We start from the raw sequence: 14,689 nt of genomic DNA, 5'->3' as shown, positions 1-14,689 counted from the left end.
AGGACCGATGTACGATTTCGCCTATCACCGCCCATCCTCGGTCGCCGACGCGGTGAAGCTGCTCGCGGCCGATCCCGACGCCAAGGTGATGTCGGGCGGGATGACGCTGATCCCGACGCTGAAGCAGCGGCTCGCCAGGCCCTCGGCGATCATCGATCTTTCGGGTATCCAGGATCTCGTCGGCATCTCGGTCTCGGCCAGCGCTGTCACGATCAAGGCGATGACCACGCACGCGGCCGTCGCCTCCTCGGCCGAGGTGAGGAAGGCGATCCCGGCGCTCGCCGAGATGGCCGCGCATATCGGCGATGCGCAGGTGCGCAACCGCGGCACGCTCGGCGGCTCGATCGCCAACCACGACCCGGCCGCCGACTATCCGGCGGCAGTGCTGGCGCTCGGGGCGACCGTGCACACCAACACGCGCAGGATCGCCGCGGACGATTTCTTCACCGGCATGTTCTCGACCGCCCTGGCCGCGGACGAGATCGTCACCGCGGTCGAGTTCCCGATCCCCGAGAAGGCCGCCTATGTGAAGTTTCCCAATCCGGCCTCGCGCTACGCCATGGTGGGGGTGTTCGTCGCCAAGGGGCCGGCGGGGGTGCGTGTCGCGATCACCGGCGCGGGCGCGAACGGCGTGTTCCGCCATCATGCGATGGAGGAGGCGCTGGCGCGGAACTGGTCGCCGGACGCGCTGGAGGGTGTAGGGACCGACCAGGAGGGGCTGAACGGGGACATCCATGCCAGCAAGGAGTACCGCGCGCATCTCGTGGGCGTGATGGCGAAGCGCGCGGTCGCGAAGGCGGGATAGGACGTGACGGGGGCCAAGGGCCCTTGGCCCTTGTCCCCCCACCCCCAATCCCATGAGAGGGCCCCTCCCGTTGGTCGGGGCCCCAGTCCCAACCAGCGGGAGCGACGCCCTGTGCAGGGGGGACCAGCGTGGTCCCCCTTCATTTCTTCCAGAGTTCGTCCTCCGGCATCGCCATGGGCTGCGCCGCCTCGAGTGCCGCGCTGCCGCGCAGCACCAGGTCCTCGCGGAAATGCGCCGCGATCAACTGGACTCCCACCGGCAACCCCTCGCCATCCAGCCCCCACGGCACGCTCGCGCAGGGCTGCCGCGTCAGGTTGAACGGCCATGTGTAGGGCGTCCAGTCGTACCACTCGGGCCACTGCGCAGGATCCGGCGTGTTCACGCCGTGGCCGGCGCGGAACGCGCCGACCGGCAGGGTCGGGCACAGCAGCAGGTCGTAGCGCTGGTGGAACGCGATCATCGCGTGGGTGAACCGCGTCCGTTCCGCCTGCGCGAGCTTCTCGGCGACCGCCGAGAGGGCGAGACCGCGCCGGGCGACGTCCAGCAGACCGGGGTCGAACAGCGTCAAGCGCTCGGCCGGTGTGGTCATCACCGCCGAGGCATAGGCCGCCTCCCAGAGGGTGACGAACACCGGTCGCGCGTTCCAGAGAGGCGGATCCTCCCATGTCACCGCGGCACCGGCCGCGGCAAGCGCCCGTGCTGCGCCCTCGAGCGCGGCCGTCCGCGCGCCGTCCACCGGCGGCGCGAAGCCCAAGGTTGACGAGACAGCGACGCGCAGGCCCTTCACCCCCTCCGCGAGCACCGAGGGGTAGTGCGGTGCCGGCACGGCCGAGGCGATCGGGTCGCGCGGATCGGGCCGGGCCATCCAGGCCAGCGCCAGCGCGGCATCGGCCACCTTGCGCGAGAGCGGTCCTGGCGCGACCAGATCGCCCGCCGGCGAGTCGTACAGGCCCGGAACGCGCCCCGTGGTCGGCTTGATGCCGAACACGCCGGTGAAACCGGCAGGCATGCGGATCGATCCGCCGCCGTCGCCGCCCGTGGCGATCGGACATACGCCGGTCGCCACCGCCACCGCCGCGCCGCCCGAGGAGCCGCCAGGCGTGCGCTCGGGGTTCCAGGGGTTGCGCGTCACCCCCGTCAGCGGCGAGTCGTTGACACCCTTCCAGCCGAGATCCGGCATGGTGGTGCGCGCGAAGATCACGCAGCCGGCCTCGCGCAGCCGCGCGACCATCGGCGCGTCCTCGCGCTCCGCCACGGGCTCGCGCGTGCGGCTGCCCGACTGCTTGGGCATCCCCCTCGCCGCATGGTTGTCCTTGATCGCGAGCGGCACCCCGTCGAGCGGCGAGAGCGGGTCATGCTTGGCCCAGCGGGCCTCGCTCGCGGACGCGGCCTCGCGCGCGCCCGCCTCGTCGAGCAGGCGGAAGGGGCAGAGCGCCTGCTGCACCAGGGCGGCGCGCGCCAGCGTCGCCTCCATCACCTCCACCGGCGACAGCCGCCTCGTCCGGTACGCCTCGGCCAGGTCGGCCGCGCTCATGCGGTGGATCTCCGTCACTCCGCCTCTCCCATGCCTGTCGATCCCGCGCACTCTGACCCGCAGGACAGAGGAGGTGAAGCCCATGGAGATCGACATCCCCGAGGCGGTGGCAGAGGCGCGCGCGGTGCTCGACCGGGACGAGACGGCGCTGATGAGCAACGACATCCCCGCGCTCGAGGCGCTGCTCTGGGACGATCCGCGCACGATCCGCTTCGGGGTGGCGAGATCCTGGCGGACAGGGAGGCGATCCGCCGCTTCCGCCGCACACGGACCGGCGGCTGCCAGCGGCGGGAACGGCTGGAGGTGCTGATCACCACCTTCGGGCGGGATGTCGCCGTCACCAGCATCGTCTGCCGCCGCGTCGCTGCCGGCCTGATCGGGCGGGAGAGCGAGATCATGGCGCGCATTGCAGGCATCGGCTTCCGTGGAGTCTCGGCGCACGTGTCGCTGAACGAGGCCGGCACGCTGGAGCTGCGCTGAGCGGCTTGCGGCGCGGCGCCGGGGCGCTAGGGTGCGGGCCGACCGGGGCGCCCGCCCCCGACGTCGAGGACTGAAGGCGATGCCCGACCATGTGGTGGTGATCGGCGCCGGCGCGGTCGGCGCGGCGACCGCGCTGACGCTCGCGCGCGAGGGGCACCGCGTGACGATCCTCGAACCCGGCGAGCCGGGCGGGCCGCAGGCCGCGAGCTACGGCAACGCCTGCTGGATCAGCCCTGAGAGCGTGGTGCCGATGGGCGTGCCGGGGATCTGGAGGAAGGTGCCCGGGTTTCTCGCCGATCCGCTCGGGCCGCTGACCATCCGCTGGCGCCATCTGCCCCGGCTCGCGCCGTGGCTCGCGGTGTTCCTGCGCGCCAATGCCACCGTAGCGAAGCTCGAGCGCACCAGCCGCGCCCTCGCCGCGCTGCTGGTCGATGCCGTCGCGCGCCACGAGGCGCTCGCGGCGGAGGCGGGTGCCGCGTCGCTGATCGCGCGCGCCGGCCACCTTTACGCCTGGCGCGACCGCGCGGCGTTCGATGCGGATGCGCTCGGCTGGCGGCTCCGGCGCGAGGCCGGCATCCGCTGGATCGAGCTCTCGGCCGAGGAGCTGCACCAGCGCGAGCCGGCACTGTCGCGCGACTACACCTTCGCGCTGCTGATCGAGGACGCCGCCCACGTGCGCGATCCAGGCGCGCTGGTCGCCGCTTATGTCGCGGCGGCGGCGGCACGCGGTGCCACGCTGGTGCGCGGCCGAGCGACGGGGTTCGTGGTCGAGCGCGGTCGACTGCGCGCCGTGCGGAGCGACGCCGGCGAGATCGCGGCCGACCGTGCGGTGATCGCGACCGGCGCGCACGGCAAGCCGCTCGCCGCCGCGCTCGGCGACCGCGTGCCGCTCGAGAGCGAGCGCGGCTACCACGTCGTGATCCGCGACCCGGAGGTCACCGTGCGCACGCCGGTGATGATCGGCGATGCGCGCACGCCCCTGACGCCGACCGCGCAGGGCTTGCGCGTCGCCGGGCAGGTGGAGCTCGCCTCGCTCGAGGCGGAGCCGGACTGGCGCCGCGCCGAGGTGCTGAAGCAGCTCGCGCTCAGGCTGTTGCCGGGCCTGCCGCGCGACCTGCCGGCCGAGCGGCTCTCGCTCTGGATGGGGCACCGGCCGTCGATCGCCGACGGGCTGCCGGTGATCGGTCCGGCGAGCGGCTGCGCGGACGTGATCCACGCCTTCGGCCACGGCCATGTCGGGCTTGCCTCGGCGCCGAAGACGGCCGCGCTCGTCGCCGACCTGCTGGCCGGACGCGCGCCGGTGATCGACCCCGCCCCCTACAGTGCGGCGCGGTTCCGATGAGCACCGGCCAACGCTGCTGATGGTGCGGCGAGGACCCGCTTTCCGTCGCCGGGCACGACCACGAACGGGGCTCGCCGGTCGCCGGCGAGCGCCGCCTGTGCGAGGCGATGGCCGGGCTTGGCGGCACGATGCAGGCGACGGCGCTGTCGATGGAGCGGAAACGCGCGGGCTCCGGCCTTTGTCGGTCCGACCACCGTCCATGGCTTCATGCCAGCCGTGGGCCGGTGAACGACCCCGTCGAGGCCATCGAGGGCCGCCCGCTGCGCGCGGCGGCGCGCCGGGTCCGGGCGGCGTTCATGGCGCCGCGCCGATGCCCGTTCCCGTAGCCGCCGTGTCAGCGTCCGGTTGCCCGATCAGGCACCCCTTGCGGAGCGCGACGCGGTCCAACGCCTCCTGCTCGCCCTTCAGCCGGGCGATCTCGCCCTTGCGGTCAACGGTCGCCGGCATCGCGAGCAGGGCTGGCCAGAACAGCAGCATCCCGACCGTGAAGAGGGCCGCATCGGTGTTCGCGTTCTCCTGCTGAAGCGTGGAGAGCTCGGTGAGCCTGGCGGAGAGACGTGCATGCTCCTCGGCGATCTGCTCGCAGGTCAACGACTGGTACTGGATGTGGCTCACATACTGCGGCGTGATCGCTTCGGGCGGCTTGACACAGCCCACGGCAAGTGCCGCCGCAGCGACGGCCCTCAGGCTCGTGCGAAGGTGCATCGGTATCCCCTCCCTGCGCACCGGGCGTTCGTCCCGGCCGCAAGCGAGGATGAGGTCGTGATCCGCCAGCTCTGGACGGATGCACTGCGGCTCGTTCGGCCGGCCGATCCCGCACCCCCCGGAGACGATCGACGTAACCTGTGACCGGCCACGGCCGAACTGCAGGGATGGTTCGGCCCTCGCGCGCGCCAGGAGAGTGAGAGCGTGTCCACCCGAAGCCCCCGTATTCCCGCACGCCTTGATCCGGCGAAGTTCCGCGACCCGCGCGTCACCGCGAAGGGCGAGGCGCGCGCGGCCGTCGCGCTCGCGGGCCTGCGGACGCTCTGGTTCAACACCGGCACGCTGTGCAACATCGCCTGCCGCAACTGCTACATCGAGAGCAGCCCGACCAACGACGCGCTGGTCTATCTGACGGCGGCCGAGGTGGCGGGTTATCTCGACCAGGCGGAGGCGGCCGGGCTGCCGCTCGAGGATGTCGGCTTCACGGGCGGCGAGCCGTTCATGAACCGCGACCTGCCGGCGATGCTGGCCGACGTCCTGGCGCGTCCGGCGCGCTACCGTGCGATCGTGCTGACCAACGCCATGGCGCCGCTGCGGCAGAAGGCGCGCGCGCTGCTGGCGCTCCGCGACCGCTTCGGCACCGACCGGCTGGTGCTGCGCGTCAGCCTCGACCACTACGAAGCCGCGCATCACGATGTCGAGCGCGGCGAAGGGGCGTTCGCGAAGGCGCTCGATGGCCTGATCTGGCTCGCGCGCGAGGGCTTCATGGTGCATGTCGCCGGCCGGGCGGCGTTCGGCGGCGAGGACGAATCGACCCTGCGCGCGGGCTTCGCCGCCCTGTTCGCCCGCCATGCGATCCCGATCGATCCCGCCGATCCGGTCGCGCTGATGCTGTTCCCGGAGATGGACGACAGCGCGGATGTGCCCGAGATCACCGAAGCCTGCTGGGGCATCCTGGGCAAGAGCCCCAGGAGCGTGATGTGCGCCTCGTCGCGCATGGTGGTGAAGCGCAAGGGTGCGGCGGCCCCCACCGTGGTTGCCTGCACGCTGCTGCCCTACGATCCGCAGTTCGAACTCGGCGCGACCCTTGCCGAGGCATCCCGTCCGGTTCCGCTCAACCACCCGCACTGCGCGCGGTTCTGCGTGCTCGGCGGGGCAGCCTGCTCGCGCTGATCAGCCGCGATCGAAGCGGCGCGGCCTGAGACCGGCATGGAACCAGGTGATGAAGCTCACGATGTCGAACACCGGCAGCCCGACCGCCTCGCCGAGCGCCGCCGCATAGGGCGGCATGTTCGTGCATTCGAGCACGATCGCCCCGACCTCGGGATGGCGCGCGACCAGGTCGCGGCCCGCATCGAGAATGTCCTCGCGCGCGAGCGCCACGTCCATGTCGTCCTTCTCGGCCTTGATCAGCACCCGGAAGAACTCGCGTCCGTTCTCCGTGCCGACGAAGGGCAGATCCGGCGGGCAGCCTGCGGCGACGAGATGGGCGGGCGTCAGCGACTGCGCCGACACCGTCACCACGCCGACGCGCCTGCCGGGCGGCAGCATCGCCTGCACCATCGGCACCTGCATCAGGCTCGATGTCGCGACCGGCACCTTCAGCCGCGCGGCGAGCTCGGCCTGGAACAGGCTCAGGAAGCCGCAATTGGTGGTGATCCCCTCGCAGCCGAGCGACACGAGTTCCTCCGCCGCGCGCAGGAAGTCGTCGAACAGGCCGCGCGCGCCCTCCAGCACCACGCGCTCCGGGGTTGCTCCCCGCACGACGCGGTACATCACCGGGAACGGCCAGGTCGTGCCGTTGCCCATGTCGCCCGGGATGCGCGGGAAGCGTGCCTCCAGCATCAGGATGCCGAGCGGCACGCCGTAGACGGCCTTGCCGCCGCGGGCGAGCATCGGTTCGGGGGAGCGCGTCATCGGCACGGTCATCGGCAAACCTTCGGTTGCAAGCCAGCGCAGGACCGGGACAATACCCGCTCCATCCAGTGCTGGGAGACCCCTCGATGACAGTCTCGCGCCGCCTCGCCCTCGGCCTCGCGCTTGCCGGGCTTGCCGCCAGCCCCGTGCTTGCGCAGCACTTCCCGATCGCCGGCAAGCCGGTGACGATCATCGGCGGGTTCCCGAACGGCGCCGGCACCGACATCTACAGCCGCAAGGTGGCCGAGCCGCTGTCGCGCGCGCTCGGCGTGCCGGTGATCGTCGACAACCGCGTCGGCGCCGGCGGCAACATCGCCATGGATCATGTCGCGAAGGCCGAGCCGGACGGGCACACCATCATGATGGCCACCTCGGCGATGCTGGCGATCAACCCCGCGCTCTACGCCCGCATGCCGGTCGACACGATGAAGGACTTCGTGCCGATCATCGCGCTCGCCGACGTGCCGAACGCGTTGACGGTCGCGCCGAGCCAGCGGCCGAACCTCACGAGCTGCCGCGCGGTGATCGAGACGGCAAAGGCGAACCCGGGCAAGCTGAACTATGCCTCGACCGGCAACGGCGCCTCGACGCATCTCGCCGGCGCGCAGTTCGCGAACGCTGCCGGGATCGACATCGTGCACGTGCCCTATCGCGGCAGCCCCTTCGCGATGACGGCGCTGCTCGGCGGCGAGGTCGACATCTTCCTGCACCAGACGCCGGCACTCGTGGGTCCGGCGCAGCAGGGCCAGGTGCGCCTGCTCGGTGTCACCAGCAAGGAGCGGGTGAAGGCCTTCCCGGACGTGCCGACCATGGCCGAGGCCTGCAACCTGCCGGGCTTCTCGACCACCACCTGGTATCTCTTCGCCGCCCCTGCCAGGACCCCGGCACCGATCGTCGCCCGGCTCGAGCAGGAGATCCGCAGGATCATCAGCGAACCCGAGTTCGTCGCCTGGGTGGAGAGCCTCGGGATGAGCCCGATGGGCCAGGGCTCGGCCGAGGCGCGGGCCATGCTCGAGCGCGATCTCGGCATCTGGGCCGAGGTGGTGAAGCGTTCCGGCGCGCGGGTGGACTGAGGGCGGCCTGGCGCGTCACGCGGTCCGCCGCGCGGTCGGCGGCGCGATCGGACCACTGGCCACACCGACAGGCGAGGGACCGGGGCCGTGGAGCACGGCCTCCGGGCCTGCCCGGCGGACGCCCGCTTCCGGCGCTGGCATACGCCGACGAACCGTTCGCGGGCTCATGGGACGACGGCGGCCGCTTCCGCGGTGGGCCGGGTGGACAAGTGTGTCACCCCGCGCCACGCTCCCGTCTTTCCGAGGGAGCGTGCTGATGAACGCCATGCCGCCCACCAACTCCCCGATCGTCGCTGCCTTCATCGCGCGCACGCCCGGCAGTGCGGCGAACTATGCTGCCGCCCGGCGCCTGTTCCCCGGCGGTGTTACGCACGATTCGCGCTACGTGCGGCCGCATCCGCTGGCGATCGTGCGCGCGCAGGGCGCGCGCAAGTGGGATGTCGACGGCAACGAGTACGTCGATTACGCGGGCGGCCACGGTGCGCTGATCCTCGGCCATGCCCACCCGGCCGTGACCGCGCGCGTGACCGAGCAGCTTGCGCGCGGCACGCATTACGGCGCCAACCATGCGCTGGAGAACCGCTGGGCCGAACTGATCCAGGAGCTTGTGCCGAGCGCGGAGATGGTGCGCTTCACGAGCTCCGGCACCGAGGCGACGCTGATGGCGCTGCGCCTTGCCCGCGCCGCGACCGGGCGGAGGAAGCTCCTGCGCCTGCGGGGGCACTTCCACGGCTGGCACGACCATATGGCCTTCGGCGTGACCAACCATTACGACGGCACGCCGACGCCGGGCGTGCTCACGGCACTGGCCGAGAATGTCGTGTTCGTCGATCCGAACGACGAGGCCGGCCTCGCCGCGCTCCTCGAGGAGCAGGGTGCGGACATCGCCGCGGCGATCCTCGAGCCCACCGGGTCGAGCTACGGTCAGGTGCCGCTGCGCCCGGACTTCGTGCGCCGTCTGCGCGAGGAGACCGCGCGGCGCGGCATCGTGCTGGTGTTCGACGAGGTGGTGACCGGCTTCCGCGTCGCGCGCGGCGGCGCGCAGGAGGCGCTCGGCATCCGCCCGGACCTGACGACGCTCGCCAAGATCCTCGCCGGCGGGCTGCCGGGCGGCGCAGTTGTCGGGCGGCGCGACCTCCTCGAACTCCTCGACCCCGAACGAGCAGCCGCGCGCGGCGTCGAGAAGATCCCGCATCAGGGCACCTACAACGCCAATCCGCTCTCGGCGGCAGCCGGGATCGCGACGCTGGAGATCATCCGTGACACGGATGCGATCGCGCGCACCCACGCCTATGCCGCACGGCTGCGCGCCGCGCTGAACGACGTCATCGAGCAGGAGGGCGTGGCCTGGGCGGTCTACGGCTCCCACACCGGCGTGCATGTGTTCGTCAACCCGAACGGGCTGGCGATCGGCCCGCGCAGCTTCGATCCCCTTGCGATGGGCTACGCCGATCTCAAGATCCCGCGCGGCAACCAGACGGTGACGAAGCTTCTGCTGGCGATGCGCACGCGCGGTGTGGATCTCGCGCCCTGGCCGGGCGGGCCGGCTTCGGCGGTGCATGGCGAGGACGACCTGGAACGGACGGTCGAGGCGTTCCGCGGGGCGATCCGGGCGCTGCGCGAGGAGCGCGAGATCGCCTGACGTCTTGCCGTCCGCACCGAAGCGGTGTCACCATTCATGCCCCCGCAGATCGGCTGAACGGCCTGACGTCTTGCCGCCTCGGACGATCTCGGTCGAAGGGGAGGCTCGCATGAGGATGCGCAACCTGTTGGGCGTGGCGGTCGCCGCGCTCTGGCTTCAGCCTTTCGGCGCGGCGGCCCAGGATCTGCCGCGGCACCACTTCAAGGTGATCGGGCTGAACAGCCCGACCGTCGCCTCGACCATGGACGAGGTGCCGTTCTGGCGCGAGACGATCCCGCGCGCCTCGAACGGCCGGATCACCGCCGACATCACGCCGCTCGACCAGATGGGCATCGATGACAAGACCATGCTGCGTCTGCTGCGTCTCGGCGTGATGGATTTCGCGGGCATGGACATCTCGAAGATGGCAGGCGACGACCCGCGCTTCGAGGGCTGCGACCTCGCGGGGCTGACGCTCGACGCCGACAAGGCGCGCGCGGCCTGCGAGGCGTGGCGGCCGGTGATCGACCGCCAGATGCAGCGGAACTGGAACGCCAAGCTGCTCGCCTTCGGCGGCAACCCGCCGCAAGTGTTCTGGTGCCGCGAGGTGATCGGCGGGCTCGCCGACCTGCGCGGCAAGAAGATCCGCGTCTTCAACAACACCATGCGCGACTTCCTCCAGGGCGTGGGCGCGACCGCCGTCAGCATGGCCTTCGCCGAGGTCGTGCCGGCGCTGAACAACGGCGTGGTCGACTGTGCGGTGACCGGCAGCCTCTCCGGCAACACTGCGCGCTGGCCCGAGGTCTCGAAATCCATCTATCCGATGTCGCTCGGCTGGAGCATCAATGTCCTCGCGGTCAACCTGACCACCTGGAACCGGCTGGAGCCGCGTGTGCAGCAGTTCCTGCTCGAGCAGGTGAAGGCCTACGAGGACAAGATGTGGCAGACGCTGAAGGCGGCGGATGCCCAGGCGGACAACTGCAACTTCAACCGTCCGCCCTGCACCATGGGCCGCCTCGCGAACATGACGCTCGTGCCGGTGAAGCCCGAGGAGGCGGCCGTGCACAAGCGGCTTGTCGAGACGGCCGTGCTCGCGAACTGGGCCAAGCGCTGCGGGGCGGAGTGCACGCGCGAGTGGAACGACACTGTCGGCAAGGTGCTCGGCCTGACGGCGCCGCTCCCGTGAGCGGCCCGGGCTCCGGCGCGGTGTCGCTCCGCGCCGGAGCCCTCCGGCCGGAGGAAGGGACCGGATGAGCGTGCTGATGTCGGCTGCCGCGGCGGTGGCCCGGTTCGGGCTCTGGTTCGGTGGCGCGCTCATCCTGCTCGCCGCGATCCTGATCGGCCTTGATGTGTTCCTGCGCAAGGTTCTCGTGGTCTCGATCGGCGGCGCGGACGAGCTTGCGGGCTACGCGCTCGCGATCGGCGTGGCCTGGGGGCTCGCGGCGGCACTGCTCGACCGTGCGCATATCCGTATCGATTCGCTCTATCTCCTGGCGCCGATACCGGTGCGGGTCGCGCTCGATCTCGTGGGTCTCTCGCTGTTCCTCGGATTCTTCGCGCTGGTGTTCTGGCACGGCATTGGCGTGTTCGAGCAGTCCTGGACCTCGTCGTCGCGCAGCCAGTCGGCCCTGGAGACACCGCTGATCGTGCCCCAGGCGCTCTGGCTGATCGGCCTCGGCCTGTTCGTCGCGATCGCCTTCGCGCTTGTCCTGGTGGTGCTGGCGCGGCTGCTGCGCGGGGATCTCGCCGGCGTCAGCGCGTTGATCGGCACCCGCTCCAGCGCCGAGGAGGTGGCCGAGGAGATGCGCGCGGCCGAGGCACGGATCGCCGAGCGGTGATCGTCACGACGATCGCCATCCTGCTGGCGCTGCTGGCGGCGGCGGTGCCGGTCGCGGCCGCGCTCGGCGTTCTCGGTCTGGCGCTCGAGCAGATCTACGCCCGCTTTCCGCTCTCGCTCGCGATGGGCGAGCTCGCCTGGTCGACGTCCAACTCGTTCCTGCTGGTCGCGATCCCGTTCTTCGTGCTGCTGGGCGAGATCCTGCTGCGCTCGGGCACGGCGGAGCGGATGTATGCCGCGCTCGTGCAGTGGGTCCCCTGGCTGCCGGGTGGGCTGATGCACGCCAACATCGCCGCCTGCGCGCTGTTCGCCGCCACCTCCGGGTCGAGCGTGGCGACGGCCGCGACCATCGGCACCGTGGCGCTCGGCGAGATGGAGCGGCGTGGCTACAGCGAGCGGCTGTTCCTCGGGACGATCGCCGCCGGCGGCACGCTCGGCATCCTGATCCCGCCCTCGATCAACATGATCGTCTACGGCGTGCTGACCGAGACCTCGATCCCGCAGCTCTATCTCGCCGGGGTCGTTCCGGGCATCATCCTCGCCTCGCTCTTCAGCCTGACGGTGCTGGTGGTGTGCCTGTTCCGACCCACACTGGCTGGCGAGCGCATGTCGACGAGCTGGCAGGGACGGTGGCGTTCGCTGCCCGATCTGATTCCCCCGATGCTGATCTTCTTCGCGGTCGTCGGCTCGATCTATGCAGGGCTCGCGACGGCGACCGAGGCGGCCGCGCTCGGCGTGCTCGCGGCGCTCGCGGTCGCCGCCTGGCGTCGCCGGCTCACATGGCGGGTGCTGCGCGAGGCGCTGGAAGGCACGATGCGCACCACCGCCATGATCATGGCGATCCTGGTCGCGGCCTACTTCCTCAACTTCGTGATCACCTCGATCGGGCTGACGGCTCTGGTGAACCGCTTCATCCTCTCCCTCGGCCTTGCGCCGCTCGAGCTGCTGCTGGTGGTGATCGGCTTCTACCTCGTGCTCGGCATGTTCATGGAGACGCTGTCGATGATGGTCGCGACGGTGCCGATCATCATCCCGCTGCTGATCCGCGCCGGATTCGATCCTGTCTGGCTGGGCGTGCTGGTGGTACTGCTGCTCGAGACGGCGATGATCACGCCGCCGGTCGGCATCAACCTCTACGTGGTTCAGGGGCTCAGGCCACGTGGCCGGATCGACGACGTGATCATCGGAGCGGCGCCGTTCGTGCTGACGCTGGTGATGATGATCGCGCTCTTGATCCTGTGGCCCGACCTCGCACTCTGGTTGCCGCGCACGGCGCGGGGGTGAACCTATCGATCGATCACGATGTTCGCGCCCTCGTCGATCCGCGCTCGCCAGCCCGGCAGCACGAGGCAGGTCGCGTCATATTCCTCGACGATCAGCGGTCCGTCCGCGCCTTGGGCGAGGTCGCCACGGCGCAGCACCGGGGTCTCGATCCAGCCGGAGGCCGGGCCGAAATAGGCGCGTCGCTGCGGGATCGCCGCCTCCCTGCGGCATGTCGATGTGCGCTCCGGCAGCGTGAAGTCCCGCCTGATCCCGCGCCCGACCACCTGGATCGAGACGAGCTCGACCGGCTCGTCCGCACCGGCGCGATGGCCGTAGGTGCGTTCGTGCTCGGCGCCGAACGCCTCCTCGAGCGCGCGCACACCTGCCGCGTCGATCCTGCCATCGGGGGCGGGCACGGCAAGCTCGAAGCTCTGGCCGTGATAGTGGAGCGCGGCAGTGCGCTCCAGTCGTGCCGCCTCGCCACGGAACCCTTCGGCCGCGAGCTGCTGGAGCGCCTGGTCAGCGAGAGACTCCCACGCCTCGTTCAGTGCCGCAAGGTCGAGCGCGCGCGTCAGGCAGCGGAAGCTGCGCGCATAGTGGTGTTCGGTCTCGGCATAGAGCAGGCCGAAGGACGAGAACAGGCCGGGCGACGGCGGCACGATCACGCGCCGCATCCCGAGCGCCTCGGCCATGCCGCAGGCGAAGAGCGGCCCGTTGCCGCCGAAGGCGAAGAGCGCGAAACGTCGCGGGTCCCGCCCACGCTCCGACGAGACGGCTCGGATCGCGCGGATCATGTTCGAGGCCGCGATCAGATGCGCCCCGTGTGCGGCGCGCGCGAGGTCGAGCCCGAGCGGAGCGGCAACCCTGCGCTCGAACACCGCACGCGCCTTGTCCGCGTTGAGCTTCACCGCGCCGCCGACCAGGTGGCATGGATTGAGGTAGCCGAGGATGACGTTGGCGTCGGTGATGGTCGGCTCGGTGCCGCCTGAATCGTAACAGACCGGGCCGGGCACGGCCCCGGCGCTCTCGGGCCCGACCTTCAGCGCCCCTGCGGCATCGACGCGCACGAGCGACCCGCCGCCGGCGCCGACCTCGGCCAGATCGATCGCCGGCACCTTCAGCAGGTAACCGGCGCCGGTGAGCAGCCGCGAGCCGACCATGATCCCGGCTCCGACCGAGTACTCCGCCGCGCGTGCCACCACCCCGCTCTCGATGGTCGCGGCCTTGGCGGTGGTGCCGCCCATGTCGAAGGTGATGATGTCGGAGAGGCCGTGGATGCGCGCGACCGCCTGCGCGCCGATGACACCACCGGCGGGGCCGGATTCGATGATGTGCATCGGCCGCGCGGCCGCGGCCTCCGCTGCCATCAGTCCGCCGTTCGACTGCATCAGCGAGAGCCGCGCCGGCACGCCCGCGCGGTCGAGCCCGCTGCGCAGCCGCCGCAGGTAGCGCGCGACCACCGGCATGACGTAGGCGTTGATCACGGTGGTCGAGGTGCGTTCGTACTCCTTGATCTCGGGCAGCACCTCGGACGAGACGGAGAGCGGCAGGTCCGGCGCGAGGCGGCGCACGATGCCGGCAAGCAGCGTCTCATGCGCCGGGTTGGCGTAGGCGTGCAGCAGGCAGATCGCGATCGCCTCGATGCCCTCGTCGAGGAGCGCGCGCACCACCGCCTCGGCCGCCACGGGATCCAGCGGCCGTTCGACCCGGCCGCGTGCGTCGATCCGCTCGTCGACGACGCGGCGCAGTCGGCGCTCCACCAGTGGCGGCGGCTTGTCCCAGGCGATGTCGTAGAGCCTGGGCATGCGCAGCGTGCGGATCTCGAGCACGTCGCGGAAGCCCCTGGTGGTGATCAGTGCGGTGCGGGCGCCCTTGTGCTCGAGGATCGCGTTCGAGGCCACCGTGGTGCCGTGACGGACCTCCGCGATCGCATGGCCGGCGATGCCGGTCTCGGCAAGCAGCGCGGCCAGACCATCGACGATCGCGCGTGCGTAGTCGTCCACGCTCGATGAGATCTTGCGTGTGTGCACCGTGCCGTCCGATCCGAGCAGCACGATGTCCGTGAACGTGCCGCCGATATCGACACCCACGCGCCAGGTCGTTGCCATCGGC

12 protein-coding genes and 1 pseudogene are annotated in these 14,689 nt (G+C 71.2%); 9 read left to right on the top strand and 4 right to left on the bottom strand.

Translation table 11 applies throughout. The features are described from left to right. Positions 1-7: 7 nt before the first annotated feature. On the top strand, positions 8-805 hold the full coding sequence (locus FK498_RS01890) for a xanthine dehydrogenase family protein subunit M (RefSeq protein ID WP_141851119.1): 798 nt from the start codon (positions 8-10) through the stop codon (positions 803-805). 139 nt (positions 806-944) lie between these two features. On the opposite strand, the gene FK498_RS01885 is transcribed toward FK498_RS01890, so the two are convergent. Beyond that, positions 945-2,339: an amidase family protein gene (locus tag FK498_RS01885; protein ID WP_161988273.1), complete on the bottom strand. Its 1,395-nt coding sequence runs from the start codon at positions 2,337-2,339 to the stop codon at positions 945-947. On the opposite strand from FK498_RS01885, the pseudogene FK498_RS20165 reads away from it, so the two are divergent. Both FK498_RS20165 and FK498_RS01875 read left to right on the top strand, forming a co-directional pair. Further along, positions 2,338-2,819, top strand: a pseudogene (locus FK498_RS20165) (AtzH-like domain-containing protein). The gene FK498_RS01885 and the pseudogene FK498_RS20165 overlap by 2 nt on opposite strands. Before the next feature lie 79 nt (positions 2,820-2,898). After that, on the top strand, positions 2,899-4,161 hold the full coding sequence (locus FK498_RS01875; RefSeq protein WP_141851117.1) for an FAD-binding oxidoreductase: 1,263 nt from the start codon (positions 2,899-2,901) through the stop codon (positions 4,159-4,161). 294 nt (positions 4,162-4,455) lie between these two features. On the opposite strand, the gene FK498_RS01870 is transcribed toward FK498_RS01875, so the two are convergent. Further along, a complete protein-coding gene (locus FK498_RS01870) occupies positions 4,456-4,866 on the bottom strand; it encodes a hypothetical protein (protein WP_141851116.1) in 411 nt (136 codons plus the stop codon). 204 nt (positions 4,867-5,070) lie between these two features. Here FK498_RS01870 and FK498_RS01865 point away from each other — a divergent pair, with 204 nt between their 5' ends. After that, the gene (locus FK498_RS01865) at positions 5,071-6,039 is read left to right on the top strand and encodes a radical SAM protein (protein WP_141851115.1); all 969 of its coding nucleotides are present in this window, start codon (positions 5,071-5,073) and stop codon (positions 6,037-6,039) included. On the opposite strand, the gene FK498_RS01860 is transcribed toward FK498_RS01865, so the two are convergent. Continuing rightward, positions 6,040-6,795, bottom strand: a complete 756-nt coding sequence (locus FK498_RS01860; RefSeq protein WP_161988272.1) for an aspartate/glutamate racemase family protein — start codon at positions 6,793-6,795, stop codon at positions 6,040-6,042. It abuts the gene before it with no gap. Positions 6,796-6,869: 74 nt separating this feature from the next. Here FK498_RS01860 and FK498_RS01855 point away from each other — a divergent pair, with 74 nt between their 5' ends. The 5 genes from FK498_RS01855 (at position 6,870) to FK498_RS01835 (ending at position 12,598) form a co-directional block, all read left to right on the top strand. Beyond that, the gene (locus FK498_RS01855) at positions 6,870-7,856 is read left to right on the top strand and encodes a tripartite tricarboxylate transporter substrate binding protein (RefSeq protein WP_141851114.1); all 987 of its coding nucleotides are present in this window, start codon (positions 6,870-6,872) and stop codon (positions 7,854-7,856) included. A gap of 256 nt (positions 7,857-8,112) precedes the next feature. Further along, positions 8,113-9,498, top strand: coding sequence for an aspartate aminotransferase family protein (locus FK498_RS01850; RefSeq protein WP_141851113.1), 1,386 nt, complete (start codon positions 8,113-8,115; stop codon positions 9,496-9,498). A gap of 109 nt (positions 9,499-9,607) precedes the next feature. Beyond that, positions 9,608-10,663: a TRAP transporter substrate-binding protein gene (locus tag FK498_RS01845; protein WP_161988271.1), complete on the top strand. Its 1,056-nt coding sequence runs from the start codon at positions 9,608-9,610 to the stop codon at positions 10,661-10,663. Positions 10,664-10,727: 64 nt separating this feature from the next. Beyond that, positions 10,728-11,315: a TRAP transporter small permease gene (locus FK498_RS01840; protein ID WP_141851111.1), complete on the top strand. Its 588-nt coding sequence runs from the start codon at positions 10,728-10,730 to the stop codon at positions 11,313-11,315. Next, positions 11,312-12,598 carry a TRAP transporter large permease gene (locus FK498_RS01835; protein WP_141851110.1) on the top strand — a complete coding sequence of 429 codons (1,287 nt, stop codon included), beginning with the start codon at positions 11,312-11,314 and terminating at the stop codon, positions 12,596-12,598. Before FK498_RS01840 ends, FK498_RS01835 begins: the two co-directional genes overlap by 4 nt. A 2-nt stretch (positions 12,599-12,600) precedes the next feature. Here the strand turns inward: FK498_RS01835 and FK498_RS01830 are convergent, their stop codons facing one another. Continuing rightward, complete coding sequence (locus FK498_RS01830) at positions 12,601-14,685, bottom strand: hydantoinase/oxoprolinase family protein (protein ID WP_141851109.1); 2,085 nt, start codon at positions 14,683-14,685, stop codon at positions 12,601-12,603. Between the last annotated feature and the right edge of the window lie 4 nt (positions 14,686-14,689).

The organism is Elioraea sp. Yellowstone (assembly GCF_006704265.1).
Lineage (GTDB): Bacteria > Pseudomonadota > Alphaproteobacteria > Acetobacterales > Acetobacteraceae > Elioraea.
This window is presented reverse-complemented; position numbering and strand designations above follow the sequence as displayed.